24 protein-coding genes are annotated in these 19295 nt (G+C 36.0%); 7 read left to right on the forward strand and 17 right to left on the reverse strand.

Annotated features, from left to right (window positions below):
• Positions 1 to 55 precede the first annotated feature (55 nt).
• From RAH34_RS18520 to RAH34_RS18540, 5 genes are all read right to left on the reverse strand, one after another.
• A complete protein-coding gene (locus RAH34_RS18520; protein WP_306597109.1) occupies positions 56 to 238 on the reverse strand; it encodes a hypothetical protein in 183 nt (60 codons plus the stop codon).
• The gene (gwsG, locus tag RAH34_RS18525; RefSeq protein WP_306597110.1) at positions 235 to 1137 is read right to left on the reverse strand and encodes a grasp-with-spasm system ATP-grasp peptide maturase; all 903 of its coding nucleotides are present in this window, start codon (positions 1135 to 1137) and stop codon (positions 235 to 237) included. Before gwsG ends, RAH34_RS18520 begins: the two co-directional genes overlap by 4 nt.
• Positions 1134 to 1925, reverse strand: coding sequence for a hypothetical protein (locus RAH34_RS18530; RefSeq protein ID WP_162800904.1), 792 nt, complete (start codon positions 1923 to 1925; stop codon positions 1134 to 1136). Before RAH34_RS18530 ends, gwsG begins: the two co-directional genes overlap by 4 nt.
• Before the next feature lie 135 nt (positions 1926 to 2060).
• A complete protein-coding gene (locus tag RAH34_RS18535; protein ID WP_162800905.1) occupies positions 2061 to 2270 on the reverse strand; it encodes a TIGR04139 family peptide modification target in 210 nt (69 codons plus the stop codon).
• A 598-nt stretch (positions 2271 to 2868) separates the two neighbouring features.
• The gene (locus RAH34_RS18540; protein WP_306597111.1) at positions 2869 to 4722 is read right to left on the reverse strand and encodes a hypothetical protein; all 1854 of its coding nucleotides are present in this window, start codon (positions 4720 to 4722) and stop codon (positions 2869 to 2871) included.
• 239 nt (positions 4723 to 4961) lie between these two features.
• Here RAH34_RS18540 and RAH34_RS18545 point away from each other — a divergent pair, with 239 nt between their 5' ends.
• The 6 genes from RAH34_RS18545 (at position 4962) to RAH34_RS18570 (ending at position 7549) form a co-directional block, all read left to right on the forward strand.
• On the forward strand, positions 4962 to 5282 hold the full coding sequence (locus RAH34_RS18545) for a DUF4870 domain-containing protein (RefSeq protein WP_114820755.1): 321 nt from the start codon (positions 4962 to 4964) through the stop codon (positions 5280 to 5282).
• A gap of 17 nt (positions 5283 to 5299) precedes the next feature.
• Positions 5300 to 5443 (forward strand): hypothetical protein, encoded by a 144-nt coding sequence (locus tag RAH34_RS18550; RefSeq protein WP_162800906.1) that lies wholly within the window; start codon positions 5300 to 5302, stop codon positions 5441 to 5443.
• 166 nt (positions 5444 to 5609) lie between these two features.
• Positions 5610 to 5786: a hypothetical protein gene (locus tag RAH34_RS18555; RefSeq protein ID WP_162800907.1), complete on the forward strand. Its 177-nt coding sequence runs from the start codon at positions 5610 to 5612 to the stop codon at positions 5784 to 5786.
• Between the two features lie 98 nt (positions 5787 to 5884).
• Complete coding sequence (locus RAH34_RS18560; protein WP_306597112.1) at positions 5885 to 6418, forward strand: DUF4303 domain-containing protein; 534 nt, start codon at positions 5885 to 5887, stop codon at positions 6416 to 6418.
• A gap of 158 nt (positions 6419 to 6576) precedes the next feature.
• Positions 6577 to 7056 (forward strand): hypothetical protein, encoded by a 480-nt coding sequence (locus RAH34_RS18565; RefSeq protein WP_114820757.1) that lies wholly within the window; start codon positions 6577 to 6579, stop codon positions 7054 to 7056.
• A complete protein-coding gene (locus RAH34_RS18570; protein ID WP_306597113.1) occupies positions 7034 to 7549 on the forward strand; it encodes a hypothetical protein in 516 nt (171 codons plus the stop codon). The genes RAH34_RS18565 and RAH34_RS18570 overlap by 23 nt, the downstream gene beginning before the upstream one ends.
• A gap of 196 nt (positions 7550 to 7745) precedes the next feature.
• Here RAH34_RS18570 and RAH34_RS18575 read toward each other — a convergent pair whose 3' ends face one another.
• The 3 genes from RAH34_RS18575 to RAH34_RS18585 form a co-directional block, all read right to left on the reverse strand.
• Complete coding sequence (locus RAH34_RS18575) at positions 7746 to 8690, reverse strand: transketolase family protein (RefSeq protein WP_034697001.1); 945 nt, start codon at positions 8688 to 8690, stop codon at positions 7746 to 7748.
• A 100-nt stretch (positions 8691 to 8790) separates the two neighbouring features.
• Positions 8791 to 9675 carry a transketolase gene (locus RAH34_RS18580; RefSeq protein ID WP_228411970.1) on the reverse strand — a complete coding sequence of 295 codons (885 nt, stop codon included), beginning with the start codon at positions 9673 to 9675 and terminating at the stop codon, positions 8791 to 8793.
• Positions 9676 to 9752: 77 nt separating this feature from the next.
• Positions 9753 to 10271 (reverse strand): hypothetical protein, encoded by a 519-nt coding sequence (locus tag RAH34_RS18585; RefSeq protein ID WP_114820758.1) that lies wholly within the window; start codon positions 10269 to 10271, stop codon positions 9753 to 9755.
• 336 nt (positions 10272 to 10607) lie between these two features.
• Between RAH34_RS18585 and RAH34_RS18590 the strand changes: the two genes are divergently transcribed.
• The gene (locus tag RAH34_RS18590; RefSeq protein ID WP_306597114.1) at positions 10608 to 12842 is read left to right on the forward strand and encodes a reprolysin-like metallopeptidase; all 2235 of its coding nucleotides are present in this window, start codon (positions 10608 to 10610) and stop codon (positions 12840 to 12842) included.
• A gap of 73 nt (positions 12843 to 12915) precedes the next feature.
• On the opposite strand, the gene RAH34_RS18595 is transcribed toward RAH34_RS18590, so the two are convergent.
• The 9 genes from RAH34_RS18595 to RAH34_RS18635 form a co-directional block, all read right to left on the reverse strand.
• The gene (locus RAH34_RS18595; protein WP_306597115.1) at positions 12916 to 14475 is read right to left on the reverse strand and encodes a sodium:solute symporter; all 1560 of its coding nucleotides are present in this window, start codon (positions 14473 to 14475) and stop codon (positions 12916 to 12918) included.
• 462 nt (positions 14476 to 14937) lie between these two features.
• On the reverse strand, positions 14938 to 15225 hold the full coding sequence (locus RAH34_RS18600; protein ID WP_171006298.1) for a GNAT family N-acetyltransferase: 288 nt from the start codon (positions 15223 to 15225) through the stop codon (positions 14938 to 14940).
• A 1-nt stretch (position 15226) separates the two neighbouring features.
• Positions 15227 to 15622: an OsmC family protein gene (locus RAH34_RS18605; RefSeq protein ID WP_306597116.1), complete on the reverse strand. Its 396-nt coding sequence runs from the start codon at positions 15620 to 15622 to the stop codon at positions 15227 to 15229.
• Positions 15622 to 15840, reverse strand: coding sequence for a (4Fe-4S)-binding protein (locus RAH34_RS18610; protein WP_114820762.1), 219 nt, complete (start codon positions 15838 to 15840; stop codon positions 15622 to 15624). Before RAH34_RS18610 ends, RAH34_RS18605 begins: the two co-directional genes overlap by 1 nt.
• Position 15841: 1 nt before the next feature.
• Positions 15842 to 16420, reverse strand: a complete 579-nt coding sequence (locus RAH34_RS18615) for a TMEM175 family protein (protein ID WP_114820763.1) — start codon at positions 16418 to 16420, stop codon at positions 15842 to 15844.
• Entirely contained in the window at positions 16421 to 16951 is a 531-nt protein-coding gene (locus RAH34_RS18620) for an NADPH-dependent FMN reductase (RefSeq protein ID WP_306597117.1), read from the reverse strand.
• A 22-nt stretch (positions 16952 to 16973) separates the two neighbouring features.
• Positions 16974 to 17873, reverse strand: a complete 900-nt coding sequence (locus RAH34_RS18625) for a pirin family protein (RefSeq protein ID WP_114820765.1) — start codon at positions 17871 to 17873, stop codon at positions 16974 to 16976.
• Positions 17874 to 17931: 58 nt separating this feature from the next.
• Complete coding sequence (locus tag RAH34_RS18630) at positions 17932 to 18243, reverse strand: GNAT family N-acetyltransferase (protein ID WP_114820766.1); 312 nt, start codon at positions 18241 to 18243, stop codon at positions 17932 to 17934.
• A gap of 155 nt (positions 18244 to 18398) precedes the next feature.
• Positions 18399 to 19274 (reverse strand): pirin family protein, encoded by an 876-nt coding sequence (locus RAH34_RS18635; RefSeq protein WP_306597118.1) that lies wholly within the window; start codon positions 19272 to 19274, stop codon positions 18399 to 18401.
• Positions 19275 to 19295 lie beyond the last annotated feature (21 nt).

The following is a 19295-nucleotide window of genomic DNA, read 5'->3' on the forward strand; positions in this document are numbered from 1 at the left end:
GTAAATGTCATTTTACTATTCCGAATCTCTATTCATCAGGCACAAGATGAGTATTTTATAATAATCTTACAAACGGTTTTGGAGGTTTTATTGCCATCAAATAATCGGTTTGATATTGTATAGCAGTAATATAATTCTGTTGATGGCTATTTTGTATTTCAACTGAAGCTTCTCTGAAATTTTCTATATATTTTAGAGTAAGGGGTAGCTTATTTTTTTCTTTGAATTTCTTTTTCATAAGTATTCTGCTATTTCTTTTTCGAGTAGATAATTGCAAACTGCTGATAATCCTAAAAACTGACCAACGGGGTTTATCTCTAAGAAATAAAAATCATTTTTATTTTTTATAAAATCAAGTGAGCCACAGTTGATATCCATTGCCTGCATAAGGATATGTACTTTTTCTTCAATTTCTTTTGGAAGATTATACCTAACATTCCGATTCGGTACCTCGTGATTATATTTTCTATGATCAAGCTGAGTCTTCTTATCATTTTGAGAAAAAATAGCAGTAGCCCAGATTTTGCCATGAAGATAAAAGGCTCTTACTTCAAAATCTTTTTCAATCATTTCCTGAAAAAAGGTAATAAAGAAATTTTCTTTTTCTACCTCTGTAACAAGTGAAGTATACAGAATGCCTTCAGAAAAACCACCAACTGATTTCAATATTATATTTTCAGCAATAGATTTTGTAATCGTTTTATTCACAACCAGCTGGTCCGTGTTTTCTGCCAAGTAGTAGTTCGGGACTTTCAATCCTACTTTTTTGGCCTGTTCAAGTACTAAGAGTTTATTCAAATGGCTGTTGCTTTGTTTGTTAATATGTCTTTTTGTTTCAAGCATTTTTATTACATAATCTTCAAGCCAATATTGAGTTTCATTCATATAAGCATTGATAGAAGCGTTATCATATTGTTTCCTCATAAACCGTAATCCTCCTCTGCGATACCAGACAGTAGTAATATCTTCAATAAAAAAACTATTTCTTCGACTTTCCAAAAAGATTCTGTTTTGTTCTGTTTTTATTTCAAAAACTTCATCTTCATGTATACGAATAAAAGGTTTATCTAATGCTTTAAGCCACTTAATAACTTCATTTGTGGTTGTTTCCTGATTAGCGGAAAGAATAAGAATCATTTTTTCTTAAATTTATCTTTTCTTATTTTAGATGAATGTTTAATACTGGGAAGACCTATACTTTTACGGTTGCGGTTAATCCGGACAGAATCCTGATTATTGTTCCGTAAGCTGTATCGTACAGCAGTATTTCTATAGTAATCATAGGTATCGGACATTAAGGCATATTCCTGTGGAGAACAATGACCTGATTTTACATATTCGAATAATTTTTTTCTGAATTCAGGGTATTTTTTTGAACCAATCATATGACTTAATAATGTGGGCATAGCAATGAAAACGTCATTGTTTCCTAATCTACCTATTTTTTGTCCATCAGGAAATCCATAATGTTTAAATGTCCAGAAAAAAAGATCTGCATTTTTTTCAATGTTCTTATATACAAGGGGGATATTCTCAGGCCGTCCCTCCTGGTCACGGATCATCGCTATAGTAAAGGAATCCACAAGCCTTTTATTCAGGTTTTTTTTCCAATCTGCTACTTTTTGGTTGACTTCCACGCTGTCTATCCCATATTTCCTGCAGAGCGGGTAAAGTTTTTTATAGTCATTACCATAGGGAGCGTTTAGGGTAATAAGCTTGTATAGGCTTTTCTTTCCACCAAAATCTTTATGATAATGATCTGCAAGTTGAATATAGGTTTTATATTCTTCAGTAAGCTCCTGATTTTTGGGCTCATACTTCTGGAACAATCTTTTGAACTTTCTTATCGCTTTTTCAGGTTGATCAGCCATTCTGTAAATACTGTCAATTTCATTCACTTTGCTGTAATATGTAACGTAGTTCAATTTCCTGTTTTTGCATGATAAGAAAGAAACTAAAATAATGAAAAGAATATAATACGTATATGGTTTCATAAGCCTGTAAGGACATTATTTAAATGGTAACTTTGAAAGGAATAAAGGAGGGTTGCCCCTCCTTCATTAGTTTAATGTTGCTGTTGGGCTACACACAGTAATTCTGCCTATATAAGTTCCTCCCGGTGCTGTATAGGTGTCGTATTCTTCACAGCCTTCTCCAACGGAAACATTAGATTTAACATTATAGCTGCCTCCCTGAATTGCCTTAAGGTCTTTCAGTTTTTTGTTTTCCAAAGAAGAGAAATCTCTCTTCATTCCATTTAATTTTTTCATTTTGATAAGTTTTTTTGTGTTGTTTAAAAAATTAATGTCAAATAAACCCTGACATAGGGCCGAATATTTTTCATGTTTATTTATACTGTACACATACAATCTAAAGATGAAAAAGGTATTCTGTCAACGTTGATGTTTTCAAATCTATAAATATTCAGTTCACTTCAGTGGGATAAAATGTGTAAGTGATTTGTTTATTTTTTGTACATATATGCACATGCAAAATGTGCATATTTCAGTGGGTTCGGTGAAATATTTCAATCTTGGAAAAGTATAAAGTATAGTCAGATCATCTTAAGAAAACCTCTGGATATAACAGGGGTGTGAATAGTATTATTTTCTATTGTACAATACGGCTGAATGAGTACAAAATGTATTGGAAAATCATGTGTTTGTACACTCATTATCGAAGAAATTTATATATTTCAGAGCATATTGTTTGCAAAAAATAGTTTTTTTTAGTGTGAAATTGATATACTCAACAAGTAATCTTTCATAAAAAATACCAATTTTATATAGTAAATAGAAAAGAATGACATTAAATCATAAAAAAGTAAAGCCTTTTAACATAGAGTTAAAAGCTTTTTAGTAGCTTAAATTACAGGTCAGAAAATACTCCCTGGAAAAAAGATTCTAAGGCAGTATTTTCATCCAGCCCGAACTTCTTTTTCAGACGGTATTTGGTCATTCTTACGCTCTTAGGTTCTACGTTGAGGAGGTTGGCGATTTGTTTTGTATCCATTCCCAGATAGATATAGGCACAGTATTTCAAGTCCAGCGCAGTGAGTTTTTGTTTAGCTTTTTCACTGATGTTTTTAAAGAAATCCGGATGCAGCTCCTGAATGGTAAATCTGACTTTTTCAAAATCATTATCAACACGGCTTTCTCCTTTTACAACCTGGTGAATATTGATGTCAGTATCAGAAAGCTGGTTCTGAAGGTTCTGCAGAACCTCATTCTTATGCTGAATATGAAGCTGGCTGGCTAATACCTCACTTTGAAGCTTTTGCTGCTGAAGGGTAAGAAGTTCCTGCTCAGCCTTTAATCTGGCCTGTTCTTCCTTCTGAAGTTTAATCAGCATTTCCGCTTCATGCTTTTCTGTATCAAGCTTATTTTCCCTTTCTATGGAATATCTTAGCTTAAAATGATAAGAACGGAACATAAAGAAAGCTCCAACCAACCCAATAATTCCCAAGCCAATATAAAGGAGTTTTTCTTTTTTCAAACTGGCCGTTTTTTCAGTAAGAGATCTTAGTTCAGATTCTTTTTTCTGAGACTGATACTGTGCTTCCAGCCTTTTGGCAATTTCAGCCTGGCCTTCGTCAAATAGGAGATTACTGTATTCTGCTACTTTTGACTCGTATTGGTAGGCTTTCTCATATTTTTTTTGCTTTGCATACAGCTGGGCAAGATCTTTTACTATATTGATCATGACATGGTAATAAACCGGCTTTAGAGTAAGAAGGATCTGTTCAGCTTTCAGGAGATATTGCTCTGACAAAGCATCATTTTGATCCCGGGAAGCAAGATTGCTTAAAACACCCAGTGCTCCTGCCTGAATACCCTGGTTAAGTGTTGTATGCTCAGTAAGCGCGAATATTTCATTGGCATTATTCTCAATTTCCTCCCTTATCTCAGGAGTTATAACAGGATAGCTCAGATAATAATTGATGAGATTCAGCAGTGCCATAGCTTGTACATGAGCAGACACATGACCCGGAAACTGATGATATAGCGCAACCGCTTTTTTACACATTTCTATCACAGGTTTCAGATCTTTTAAGTCTCCGGTCTTTTCATGTTGGAAAGAATAGCAGACTGCCAATGCAGAATAAGCTGAACTCAGCAAGTTTTTATTTCCGGATTTCTCGGCAAGCTCAATGGATTTTTTTGCATATTGGGTAGCATTTTCAGCATCATTCCATTCTGTGTAGATTCCATAGAGAAGATAATTGAGTTTTGCATTCAGCGTGATTTCAGAAGGCTGTTTTTCAACCATAGAAAGTGCTTTCTGAATAAGTTTGATCGTATTTTCAGATTCACCAAGAGCTTTCCTGTAGTAAATATTCAGATAACCGGCATATAATGCGGCCGTTGTATTATGACTTTTCTGAACAATTTCATTTGCAGCATCAATAATAGGGGGAATTGTATTATACTCAGACTGGTTAAGCTTAATAATTCCTTTTTGGGTAAGGGCTTTTACTTCTTCAGCATCATTTTGTTCTTTTTTGGCCAGTTCCAGCTGTTGTTGTACATATTTTTCGGCGGTAGTATATTGATCACTGACTCTGTAATATTCGGTAAGCTCATTGTAAATTCTGAACTTTTCTGCGGACGAAATATGATCTCCTTCCAATTGGTTTTTGAGGCCATCAATAAATGTATTCTGTGCGGGGTATAAGGTGCAGATAAAAAGTATACAATATAAAAGTGAGTACTTTAGTTTCATGGGGTGAAAGTACAAAAATTGTAGACATCTGTCAATTTCCTACCTAAGAAAGTAAAAAGAACTGTTATTTTTATCTTTCTGTAAATCAGTATTTTATTTGTTTTTGTAGACGTTTTGTAGTCGGTTGTAATCTCGGTTGAAGATGTTTTGTAGTTGCTGAAATGATGAAGAGGATATTTTTCTGTTGCAATTTTGAGCCAGAAAAAAATCAAAGAATAGTAATTTAAAATTTTACAGCTATGGACAACAAAACATTATCAATTGTTTCTTACATTACACTTTTCGGATGGCTGATTTCCTTCTTTATCGGAAAAGAAAAATCGAATAAACTTTTAAAATATCATTTGAAACAGTCTTTGGGATTGATTATTTTTTCAATCGTATTATCCATCATCCTCAATGGTATTATGATGCTGACCAAAATTGGAATTCTTGGAATATTCGGTTTTATTCCTTTGGTATTAATGATCATCGGAATCATTAATGCCGCCAATGATGTTGAAAAACCTTTACCTCTGATCGGGAAAATGTTCGAGGATAAATTCTCTTTCATCGGATAATATCTGAATTCTCGAATATGGAAGGTTGTAAACATATAAAGAAAGAAGGTTCGAATTATCTGGTGAAGCAGTATATGGCACTTCAGCATATTATAGGAATAGCCTGGGTTTGTATTTCAATCGGAAAAACAGAAAGAAGGCAGTTACCAGGCATTCAATAATTCTGTTAACGATTTCTTGGTAAAATGAGAATTGCCCAACGAAGTCTGAATGAAAATAATCAGGAACTGAACAGTGATCTTGATGATCTGGAAAGAGAAGCAGGCTACATCCTTGATCGTTATAACAGTTTTGTAGACTGATTTACCAATAACTAAAATTTGATTAATGAAAAAAATATTAGGAATTATTTTGATAATGATAGCCTTTTGCCTGGTCATGGTGATTAAAATAGGACCATCCAGAGAAACTTCCTGGTTGTTCAAGTATGGAGAACTGATTCCTATGCTCGCCGGAGCAGCTATTTTAATTCCCGGATTAGTACTGTATAATAAAAACAGATAGCTATAATCATGAAATTGAACAGCCTTTGTAAGAATATAAGGTGCTGATTTGACAGGATAAAGGTAATTTTACCGCCCATTTTAAAAAAGAAAAGAAGTATGGATTTTGAAATTTTGAAACAGCAGATTGAAGACGCTGCAAGGAAAGCTTTTTTAGAAGTGTATGAAAAGCATGGAGCTGAAGAAATTTACAGCTTTGCACTGTACAGCGATGAGGGAGCAATGACAGTTTGCCCTGCTGCCAATACATTGAAAGTAATGGAGAATACAGAGGATGATGATGCTCTTTATTATAAATATGAACCGGCAGAATGGACCTACGAAATGGAAGGAGCCGATAAAGAATTCGATGTAATCTGCACTCAGTTGAGAACAGAGCTTAGTAAACACGATGAAGATGATCAATGGTTTGAGAATTTTCAGGCTAAACTATATTCAATCTGTATTGAAGTACTGGAGAAACTTAAAAATGAGAACTTTTTTACAAAGATCACAGGCAAAGATATTTTCCTGATTTTTACGGTTTCAGATTATGAGTTTGAGCACGAAGACCTGAAAAATCTTATCATCAGATTGAATGATAATGACTACAAAAATGAATATCTGGACTGGATGGCTACCTGGGGCAATTAAAAGGATGAAGAATTAAAAAAAACACTTTAAATATATACATATGAAGCCCGATAAAATAATTGTCTCAGAAGCCTCTTATACATTACAATCTCTATATAAATGCTTTTAAGCATCAGAATCAACTACCAACCCAAATATAAAGAACAATTACATTCATTATGAACAACTATCAATTTTATAAACAAGAAGGAAACCAATATATTTTTAAAAACCAGCCGGTGTTTATTGCTGTACTCTGCATTATTTTTCTGGTTATTGCAGGATTGATTTTTAACAGTGTAAGAACCGGGAGCTATATCATTATGGCGGTAGTAGCTCTTATTATTGTCAACTTCTTTACCAAGAAATTTATCATCGATATGGACCGGAAAACGATAACTGGAAAACATACCATTTTTGTTCCGGCAAGAACATATCCGATTGAGAATTTTAGAAATTTCCATGTGGTAGCAACAAAATACATGGGATTTATCACCACCAATGTAATGCTGTCTGTTTATTTTGAAGTAGATGGTAAAGAAAAACAGCTTACGATAGGTCAGGCGCTTACCCAGAAAGGAATACAGAAAATGGTCAACGAAACAGAAGATATTATGAACCTTAATAATTCTGAAAATGGACATCAGAGACCGCTATAAATTTGAAGAAAACGGAAGTGAAATAAGCTTTATGCCCAATTACAGTTTCCTGCGCACTTTGGTTTGGTGGCTGGTCTTGGGAGTCATTGCACTTCCTGTGATCATCTATTATTTTATGGGGAAAATGTCCGGAGATCAGTTCAAAATTGCCATAGGATTATGGGCCGTTTACATGATTTATTTTCTCTTTGATCTCTTTTTCAGAATTCCTGTGAAATATATTTTTGATAAATCGGAAAAGTGTATTTACAGAAAACTGCTGCTTTCCAAAAAACTCATGAACTTTGATGAAATGACCTATTTTGTGAATGATGAAAGAGATGGGTATTATTATTCCATCGGTAAAAAGAGAAATCAGTTTGTGAAAAACTACAGAATCAGTAATTATTTTTCTGGTTCAAAAGCTTCTGAAAGAAGAGAAGATGAATATATTAAAGAAATTTTATGCCCCATACTGATGGCTGTAGGAATTCCCTTGAATGAGGAAGAATAATAAGCAGGATAAAAACTAATACGATGAAGAATGGGTGTATAACCATTCCCCTCCGCTGGAGGGGTGGCAAAAATTCAAAGAATTTTTGACGGGGTGGTTTATACATCACAAAAAACCGATTTTCACAAATCTATCAACAAAAAACCCGGCGGTTTCGAAGAAACCGCCGGGTTTTTTTTATATAAAACAGCTTATCTTAAGCTAAAATTCTCTTTACAGCTTCTTTTACTGCAGCAGCATCAATCTTATACTTTTTCATCAGTTCAGCAGGTGTTGCAGACTCTCCGAAAGTATCATTTACCGCTACGAACTCCTGTCTTGTAGGTCTTTTTCTTGCCAGCATACCAGCAACAGATTCTCCTAAACCACCAAGGTAGTTGTGCTCTTCAGCCGTTACAATTTTACCTGTTTTTTCAACAGATTTTAAAATGATCTCTTCATCAAGAGGTTTGATTGTGTGAATGTTGATCACCTCACAAGAAATACCTTCTTTCTCAAGCTCATCAGCAGCTACAAGAGATTCCCATACAAGGTGTCCCGTGGCAACAATCGTTACATCAGTACCTTCCTGAAGCATAATTCCTTTTCCGATTTCGAAAGGCATATCTTCCGGAATAAAAACAGGAACTACAGGTCTTCCGAATCTTAAATATACAGGCCCTTCAAAATCTGCAATCGCTAAGGTAGCAGCTTTAGTCTGGTTGTAGTCACAAGTGTTGATCACTGTCATTCCAGGAAGCATTTTCATCATACCGATATCTTCAAGAACCTGGTGAGTCGCTCCATCTTCTCCTAAAGTAAGACCTGCGTGAGATGCACAGATTTTTACATTTTTGTTAGAATAAGCGATAGACTGACGGATCTGGTCATATACTCTTGAAGTAGAGAAGTTAGCGAAAGTTCCAGTAAAAGGAATCTTTCCTGTAATACTAAGACCAGCTGCAATTCCCATCATGTTTGCTTCTGCAATACCAATCTGAAAGAATCTTTCAGGAGCCTTCTCAATGAATTTCTCCATCTTCAAAGAACCGATAAGGTCTGCGCAAAGTGCTACTACATTAGGATTTTTGTCAGCCAGTTCAGCCAATCCTGCTCCGAATCCTGAACGCGTGTCCTTTTTTTCTGTATATGTATATTTCATTTTTTACTAAAGTTTTTGATCATTGATAAATGATGAGTGATTAAATCATTTTATAAAGTTCCAGGAGTATCATTTATCAAAAATAATTTATCATTTATAATTAATAATCAGCAGGAGCTTCCAGGTATAATTGCTTGAATGCTGTGTCTAGCTGCTCATCATTTGGAGCTTTACCATGCCATGCATGAGATCCCATCATATAATCAACCCCATAACCCATTTCTGTATGAAGAAGGATAGCTACAGGTTTTCCTTTTCCGGTTTCTGTTTTTGCCTTCTCAAGGATTGCAATTACAGCTTCAAGATCATTACCGTTCTTTTCTTCCAAAACAATCCATCCGAATGCTTCCAGTTTTGCATGAAGATTTCCTAAGCTTAATACATCATCTGTATCTCCGTCAATCTGACGTCCGTTGTAATCAATAGTAGAAATGATATTATCTACCTTTTTAGCAGAAGCATACATCAAAGCCTCCCAGATCTGACCTTCCTGAAGCTCACCATCTCCGTGAAGAGAGTAAACAAGAGATTGATCACCGTCTAATTTTTTACCCTGAGCTACTCCAAGTGCTACAGAAAGTCCTTGTCCAAGAGAACCTGAAGCAATTCTGATTCCCGGAAGACCTTCGTGGGTAGTTGGGTGTCCCTGTAATCTTGAATCTAATTTTCTGAAAGTGCTCAGCTCTTCCACAGGGAAGAAACCAAATCTTGCTAAAGTAGAGTAGAATACCGGAGAAATGTGTCCGTTTGATAGATAAAAATGATCTTCATTTTTACCTTCCATTGTGAAAGGAAGTTTATAGTTCATCACTTTCCCGTAAAGGGCTGTGAAGAATTCTGTACAACCCAAGCTTCCACCAGGGTGTCCTGAATTTACAGCGTGAACCATTCTTAAAATGTCTCTTCTGATCTGCGTAGTAAGAGTTTTTAACTCTTCGATACTTTTACTCATTATATCTGATTTATTTGCATGCGAATTTACAATTTTTTACCGGCTTACGGAAATGCAAAAATCCGGATATAAAAACCCGGATTTTGTATGATTTGAATATTTTTCTGCTTTTAACAGCCTTCGTTGAGGTAAACGGAGATTTCTGTCACTATATTATTAACAAATTTAAAACTTAATAGTGTTCCTGCCTGACTGTCTTCAAGATTAAAATAACCGGTGTCTTTAATCGGTTTGCCATTGGAGTCCCAATCCGGGCGTACACTGAAATTGGTGTAGCTTCTATAAGCATTAATCAGATCATCTCTTGTACTTCCCACGCCGATTCCGCTTTTGGTTTTAAATTTTTTACTCGTTGTTGTCATATAAGTAATGGAAGGAACACTCGGATTGGCTTCATTGATGTAATTATCAAAAAGATCAATCTGGATGCTTTCTCCGTTATACTTTACTATATTTTTTTTCTCTCCATTGGCATTGATCAGCTTAACTCCTGCAATTTTTTCAGCTTCAACCTTAGGCATGAAAACTTTAAAAGGTCCAATTCGTAATGTTGAGACTTCAAAGTTTTCTTGGGCATTTGTAAAAGTGAATGTTAATAGAAATGTGAAAATTGCAATAATTTTTTTCATGGTTTTTAAATTTATATTTTTTTTTATTTTGATTAATTTAAAAATGAATTTATATAATTCTTATCAAAGATAATTAAAATACAAAAGTCTATAAAATCAGTTATTTAGATGAGGATAAAAAAATGAAAATTATTTATTGAGTGTAATGCTTTGTGGTAGCAGGATTATTGATTTTTTGCTATTAAATGTCATTTTTTTTTGAATTTTCATATGTGATATTTAGATTAATTTAACTAATTTTATAATTCAATATTATTTGAATTATAAATATTTAACTAATTATTTTTTAGTTTTTTGTCTTAATGATTGATTAAATAAAAATTACATACCATTTATATGAAAATTAAACAATTATTTTATTTGGGGATATTTGTGATATCCGTTTCCTCGGGGAAAGCCCAGGACTTTTTTACGGTAATCAGTGAGAGGTCCATCAAAGCAGATCCTAAAAACAGAACAGTACAACCGGAAAAGTCATTGACTTACAGACTGGATGTAGCCGGAATGAAAAGTTATTTTAATTCTGTTCCGGAATTGAAAGACAGTGACCGTAAAGATAATGCTCCGATTATTGTTCTTCCGATGCCTGACGGAACAAAAGCAAAATTCAGAATCTGGAAGTCTTCAGTAATGGCTCCCGGATTAGCCAGCAAGTTTCCTCAGATTGTTACTTTTACAGGACAAGGAATTGATGATCAATATGCTACCTTAAAACTGGATTTTACCGAACTGGGATTCCATGCACAGATAAAATCTGTAGTGGCGGGTGATTCTTATATTGATCCTTATGCTAAACAGGATGTCAATAATTATATCATTTATAAGAAAAGTGATTTAATAGATAAAAATCCAAGATCTTGTGGAGTAAAGGATGAAGACGATTCTCCACTGGGAAAAAAAAACGCTCAAAAAACCGTAGCACCAAGCGTAGGAAATCAAATTAGAGTTTTCAGGTTTGCAGTGGCCTGCACAGGAGAATATGCGGTGGCTGCAACGGGTACAGCAACACCTACGGTCGCACAGACACTTTCTGCCATTGTAACCTCGGTAAACAGAGTAAATGGAGTCTACGAGCAGGAAGTAGCTTCAAGGTTGGTACTGGTGGATAATGAAGCCAATGTGGTCTTTACAAATGCCGCTACAGATCCATTTAACGGAAATAACAATGCCAGCACATTAATTAATGAGAGCCAGACTCAGATTGACTTACTGATAGGAAATGCCAATTATGATATCGGACATACTTTCAGTACCGGCGGTGGCGGATTAGCCGGATTGGGAGTAATCTGTAATGCAACGAATAAAGGAAGAGGGATCACCGGCTCGCCTAACCCGGTTGGAGATCCTTATGATATTGATTATGTAGCTCATGAAGTAGGGCATCAGTTTGGGGGTCCGCATACTTTTAATGCCATTACAGGGAGTTGTAATGGTAACCGTAGTGCAGCCAACGCTGTAGAACCGGGAAGTGGAATCACGATCATGGCATATGCAGGAATTTGTGGAAGCACCAATAATTTAGCTTCTAACAGTATTCCTACTTTCCATACCAAATCCTACCAATCTATTACGACAAAAGTTCAGTCAACCACATGCCAGGTTACGCTGCCAGTTAATAATTTTGCTCCAACGGTAAACGCGGGAGGTGATTATACAATCCCCAAGAGTACACCATTCAGATTGGAAGGTTCTGCTACAGATATAGATAACAATCCGCTTACATACAGCTGGGAACAGAATGATGCAGGACCTGCAGGTGACTGGAATGCACCAACAGGGAATGCTGCGATCTTCAGATCATACGTACCTGTCACCGTTCCTTACAGATATTTTCCAAAACTTACAGATGTAATCAATGGTACAGTATCCAAAGGAGAAGTTAGACCTTCTTATGCAAGAACAATGGAGTTCAGACTCACGGTAAGAGATAATAACGCGGGGTGTGCAGGAGTAGCCAATGATGATGCTATTATTACTGTTGATGGAAATTCCGGACCGTTCAATGTAACTGCACCTGCTACAGCAGTAAACTGGGCGGGGAATTCCACCCAAACAATAACATGGGATGTAGCCAATACCACAGCTTTTCCGGTGAATGCTGCTACTGTCAATATTTATCTTTCTACAGATGGAGGGCTTACCTACCCAACGCTGATCCTGGCCTCGACTCCGAATGACGGTTCTGAAGCTGTTACTATTCCTAACGTAAATACGACACAGGCAAGAATTATGGTTGCAGCAGAAACAAATGTTTTCTATAACATTAATCCAATCAACTTTACCATTACCCAGACATTGGGCGTGAATGAAACTGCTGCACATAAAGATGTATTTGTAGTATATCCTAATCCAAGTAAAGGATTACTGAATGTGAAATTTACCAATTCAAATGAAGTATATGATATTACCGTATACGATGTAAGCGGAAAATTAGTGTTCACTCAAGCTGATAATAAGCTGAATCATGATAAAACAGGTACTTTTGACTTGTCGCACCTTGTTCAGGGAGATTATCTGATTAAGGTTAAATCTAAGAATCTTGAGAAAACAATCAAGTGGATTAAAGAATAATCTATTTCCCTGATTCAAATAAAATAAAGGCTGTCTTCAATAGAGGACAGCCTTTTTTGTAATGTATGTTATTTTAAACAACTCTTAAATGTTGTTTGTTTTTTACCAGCCACAGACCAATGAAGGTTAGTAATCCGTTTAAAACAATGAGTTCTACTCCGATTTTGTAATCAGTATAAGTTGTAACAGCCAGATTGATTAAATAAGTTAATACAGGTGCTAAAAGGGTAACCGTAAGGATGGAGTATTTTCTGGAGATCTGGAACTTGGTGAAAATTCCAAAAGCAAAAAGTCCTAATAGTGGTCCGTAAGTATAGCCTGCAATTTCCATGATCAGATAGACGATAGATTTGTCATTCAATGCTTTGAAAACCATAATCAGGATGAAGAATACTACGGTGAAAATCAAGTGCACTTTCATACGAAGGCGTTTTTTCTCTTTCTCAGTTTTTGTTTTATCCTCATTAAGGTTAAGTAGATCTACACAATATGAACTTGTTACAGCTGTTAAAGCTCCGTCTGCAGAAGGGAATAAGGCTGAAATCAACCCAATAATGAAAATAACAGAAATAGCCATCGGGAAGTATCCCTGAAGTGATAAAGCAGGGAAAAGATCATCTCCCATTACGTTTTTAATATTTCCTGCTGCATCTTTAAATCCGAAAATATTCGTTACTGTCTCAGCGTTTATTGTTCCATATTCTGCTCCATGCTGCAGGGCAAAAAGGTATAATAATCCTCCCAGGAATAAGAATGCAAGGTTCACAATAAGAAGTGTTCCGGCAAAAGTCAGCATGTTTTTCTTTGAATTCTGAAGATTATCCACAGAGATATTTTTCTGCATCATTTCCTGATCCAGTCCCGTCATAGCAATGGTAATAAAAATTCCACCCAGAATGGTTTTCAGGAAAAAGGTTTTGGAATTAGGATCAAAATTGATGAAATGAGTATAATTTTTCTGTTCAAGAATCGTATAGGCTTCTCCAAACGATAGATTCAGGTTAGATAAAATATAGACAATACAAGCTACAAGACTGATGATCATAAAAGAAGTCTGCAGTGTATCTGTAATAACAATGGTTTTTACACCGCCTTCAAAAGTGTACAGAAGTACCATTAATAAAAGAACAAGAGATGTTACCCAAAACGGAACTCCCAACCCTTCAAGCAAAAATATCTGTAAAACATTTACTACCAGATACAATCTTGCGGTAGCTCCAATTGCTCTTGAAATAATAAAAAAGATAGAACCGATTTTATGTGCCTCCACATTGAATCTTTTCCCCAGATACGTGTAAATAGAAGTCAGATTCATCTTGTAGTAGAGTGGTAGTAATATCGCTGCCACAATGAAATATCCGATGAAGAACCCGATTACCATCATGTAGTACTCAAAACCTCCATAGATGTATTCTGAACCGGTCATTTTTCCGACAGTTCCCGGAACGGAAATAAAAGTAACCCCACTTAAGCTGGTTCCTATCATCCCGAATGCTACGAGCCACCATTTACTCTTTTTGTTACCGATAAAAAAAGACTGGTTATCAGAATTCCGGCTGGTGAAATAAGAAATCACCAAAAGACCGATAAAATAGACGAAAACAAATAACAAAAGGATAGTTCCTGGATTCATTCTTGATTTTTAAATTTTAGCAAATATATAAAAAAGATCAGTCGTGAATCATGAATTTAGTTCAGACACAATTTTTATATAATTACTTTTTTGAAAGTGATCCAGGCTTGCGATAAAACCAGTATTTTCAGAAAGGTCTGAAGCTTGGAGCTGGAAGCTGGAAGTTATAAAGCTCATAAAAGAAATTATTCTCTATATTTTCATCTTTTTATAGTGACATGGGTAAAAAGTAACTTTACTTTTCTGTCTTAAAGCCGGATACTGTTTTCTGAGTTAATGGTTAACAGTTTGCTTCATCAAATCAATTAAAAATTGATTCACCCTTTGCCTGCTTAAAATTTATATAATTCAAAATAAACTTTGCGTTAACAGAGATCTGGTATTGAGAATAAAATAACTGCATAAAAAAACCTTTCAGATGGCTCTCTGAAAGGTTTGTATAGTAAGGGTGTTATACCGTGATTAATTCACCAAAACATCCTGAAGTTCTTCACTTTTCTGAAAACTTGCTTTAGCGAAAGGACAGAGGGGAATAATCTTCTTGTCATTTTTTCTGGCAAAATCTACAGCTGCCAGAAGCATTTCCTTGCCTACACCTTTTCCGTTGTAAGCTTCTTCCACCTCGGTGTGGTCTATAATAAATCTTTCTTCTCCTGCCCAGGTATAGGTCATCATTCCTGCGCGTCTTCCATCTATGAAAGCTTCAAAACTTCCGTGTTTCTCGTCGTTGTTTTGTTTTACTTCGATCATGTTATGAGAATTTAGTTAGTATTTCTATGTCGTTGGTTAATATTTTATGAACAGGGCATGCATCCGCAATGGTGTGCAGTCTTTTACGCTGCTCATCATCCAGAATCCCTTCAAAGCTGATGTCTCTTTTGAAAACTGCTCTTTTTGTTAATGGAAAGTTTTCAAGCTCTACTTCTACATTGATGTTTTCTATATCCCATTCTTTTCTTTCAATATACATTCTTAAGGTAGCTGCAGTACAGCTTGCCAGTGAAGTAGCCAGAATTTCCATAGGATTAAGACCTTTGTTCTGTCCGCCTTTATCAACCGGTTCATCCGTAATGATTGTATTTTCGCCGGCTGTTACTTCTGTATAATATTTTGTTTTTCCTAAACTTGCTTTTACCGTTACCGCCATTATTTTGCTGTATTGAATTTATAACTTAATGCACCTGATGGGCATAGGTCGATCTGATTTTTTAGTTCTTCGGGACTTGCGTTTTCTGCTTTTATCCAAGGTCTTTCTTTAGGATTGTAGACTTTGGGAAGTGTTTTTACACATATGGCAGAATGGATGCATTTTTTAGGCTGCCAGATGACAGTAATGTTTCCGTTAGGATATTCGTGTGTTTCCATATCAATTTTCTTTTAATGTTTTTTCGATTCTTCTGTCCGGAATCAGCCATATAAGAGCCACGATATAATAAAAACCTATGGCAATATAAGGATAAAAAAATGAAGTAGCGATTCCCAGGACATAAAATACAATTGAGATATACTCTTTATATTTTGAATGAATAGCTTCTTTTAGCTTTGAATCTTCTCCTTCGCACCTGATAATCACATGTTCCAGAATGGTGTAAGCAATAGCCGACATAATGAGCCCGATACCATAGACTGCAACAGGATTTTTTGCAAAATTTGTCGTCCCGATCCATTCCGTAGCGATTGGCATCAGAGAAAGCCAGAACAGAAGGTGAAGGTTGGCCCAGAGAATGCTGCCATTTACTTTCTTTACCGTCTGAAACAAATGATGGTGATTGTTCCAGTAGATTCCTACATAGATAAAACTGAAAATATAAGCCAGAAACTTAGGAAGAAGAGGTTTGAGACTGGCCCAGCTGTTTCCTTCAGGTACTTTCAGTTCAAGTACCATAATGGTGATAATAATAGCAAGGACACCATCACTGAACGCCTCCAGTCTTCCTTTGTTCATTTACTTTATCTGATTTTTAAAGTTTTGTATCTTACCTTTCAGATCATTCAGCATATCCGGGTTGATAACACCGCTTTCCATATCAAAATTTTCGTAAAACTTTGGAAGTGAAAAAGTATCCTTGATATCTGCTGCAAACTGTGGGAAAAATGTTTTTGCTGTATTCATCACATTTCCGCCTCCGTAACCTCCGGGAGAGGTACTCATCAGAAGCATCGGTTTATTCTGAAATACTTTTACATCAATCCTCGAGGACCAGTCAAAAACATTTTTAAAGGCCGAACTGTAAGAACGGTTGTGTTCTGCAAGAGAGCAGATGATCACATCACATTCCTCAATCGCTTTTAAAAACTGATGGGCTTCATCCGGAAAACCTTTCTTTTCAAGATCTACAGAGAAAACGGGCATCGTGAAATCGTTGAGGTCAATCAGATTGATTTCTTCATCCTGAAAATCTTTCAGAACAAATTTTACAAGTTCTCTGTTGATAGAAGTGGAAGACGTACTTCCCGCAAATGCTAATATTTTCATGGTTGATAAAACTGGACTGAAATTATTTTCTGTTTAAAATAGCCTTAGGAAGTGGCACATACTCGGTTTCATCGCCAGGAACCAAAGGAAATGCTTCGTGATTCTGGTCATTCCAGTTTACCTTTGCCTGATCAATTAATTCCTTGTCAGAGTTCACAAAATTCCAGAAGATAAAACGCTCTTCATCGAATGGCTCGCCACCAAAAAGATAAACCGTTCCGTTTTCACTCATCTCGAATTCGCAAAGCTTGGTATCTTTAGCAATCATCAGCTGTTTTGAACCATAAGAATTTCCATCTGTGGTCACCGTTCCATCCAGAACATACATGGCTGCTTCCCCGTAAAGGTCTTTCCCGATGCTGATTTTCTTAGCTTCTTTTGTTTTGATTTCAATGAAAAATAACTTGCTGTGCACTGGAACCGCAGATGTTCTTCCAAATGCTTCACCGGCAATTAATTTATATTGAATACCATCTTCTTCCCACACCGGAATTTCATCTGCTTCAATATGATGAAAAGTAGGCTCAGACTGCTCAAGATGCTTCGGAAGACCCACCCAGATCTGAAATCCGTGAAGTCTTTTATCACTGTGTCTTAAATATTCAGGGGTTCTTTCTGAATGTACAACTCCTTTTCCGGCAGTCATCCAGTTGACAGCACCCGGTTTTATTTCAATAGCACTTCCAATGCTGTCTCTGTGGAAAATAGAGCCTTCCAGCAGATAAGTTAATGTAGATAAGCCGATATGCGGGTGTGGCGGAACGTCAAGATTCTGATAATCTTTTAATTCTGAAGGCCCCATGTGGTCAATAAACACGAAAGGCCCAACCGCTCTTTTTTCACGGAAAGGAAGAAGCCTTCCTACCAGGAAATTTCCGATATCTGCTGCTTTTTCTTCAATAATAAGTCCAATATTTGACATGATGATGTGATACTTTTTAAAATGTTATTTAAATAAATTAATGAGTACTGATGAAGGGTTAAAGTTTGTCATAACCTTCAAATCTCTCATCTACGATACGTTTCCATTCAGGGTGTTTCTTAATAAAAGCGAAAACATAAGGACAGAAAGGAAGAAGTTTTTTTCCGCTTTCTTCAATAAAATTCAAAGTTTTTTCTACTACCGCAGCCGCTGCGCCAGTTCCGGCCAGTTCTGCTTCCGCTTCAGTATGGATCAAAGAAATCTGATGCATGGTTTCGCGGTAATCAATAAATGCAAAATGTCCGTTGAATTCTATTTCAAATCTTTTTTCGGCTTTTACAAGAGGTATATTTTCAAATTCTGGTTTCATACTATTGTATTAAAAGTGTCGCATTTCCTATCAATGCAGGAAATTGCGTGTTAAGACAAGTAAACCTTATAGGTTCATAAAACCTATAAGGTTTGCCATTATATAAAGTTAATAAAAAAAGGAATAATCGAAGATTAAGATAAATTTAAATCTTTTTAATCTTCAAGATACCCAAATTTTCCGGTATTAAAATCCTCGAAAGCCTGCATGATTTCTTCTCTGGAATTCATCACAAAAGGTCCGTGAGGATAAATAGGTTCGTTGATAGGCTCGCCGCTGATAATTAAAACAACAGCATCTTCTTTTGCTTCAATGGTGAATGTTTCGCCTTCATTTTTAAATAATACAAAATGATCCGATTTAACATTTTCTTCTCCATTAATGATCATACTTCCTTCAATCGCCAAAGCTGCCGTATTGAAATGAGCAGGGAAATTAAACTCTGCTTTTCCTCCAGCTTTAAGTTTGGCATTCATCATATGAACCGGTGTGAAAGTGCTTGCTGGTCCTTTGTGACCATCATATTCTCCGGCAATTACTTCTATAAAACCATTTTCACCCAGATCCACTCTTTCCATTTTGGAGTTTTCTATAGCCTGATATTTCGGGCAGCTCATTTTATCCTTTGCAGGAAGATTCACCCAAAGCTGAACCATCTGAAAGATTCCTCCTTCTTTTGCCCATTCGGTTTCATGATATTCTTTATGAAGAACTCCTTTAGCGGCAGTCATCCACTGAACATCACCTTCTCCGATCACACCGCCGCCGCCAGCGCTGTCATGGTGCTCTACTTTTCCGCTATACGCTATGGTTACTGTTTCAAAGCCTCTGTGCGGATGTACTCCCACACCTCTTGGTCTGTCGGATCCATTGAAATGAAATTTTGAATTGTAATCCAGCATGATAAACGGATCCATTCTTTTCATATCCAATCCGGGAACTCCCGGAATGAAATTGTGAACCCTGAATCCATCGCCTACAAAGTGCGCAGGTCTTGGAGATACTACGATTTCTATTTTTTTAGTTGCCATCACATTGTTGATTTATGTAAA

The organism is Chryseobacterium sp. WLY505, from assembly GCF_030846215.1.
In the GTDB taxonomy this organism is placed as follows: domain Bacteria; phylum Bacteroidota; class Bacteroidia; order Flavobacteriales; family Weeksellaceae; genus Chryseobacterium.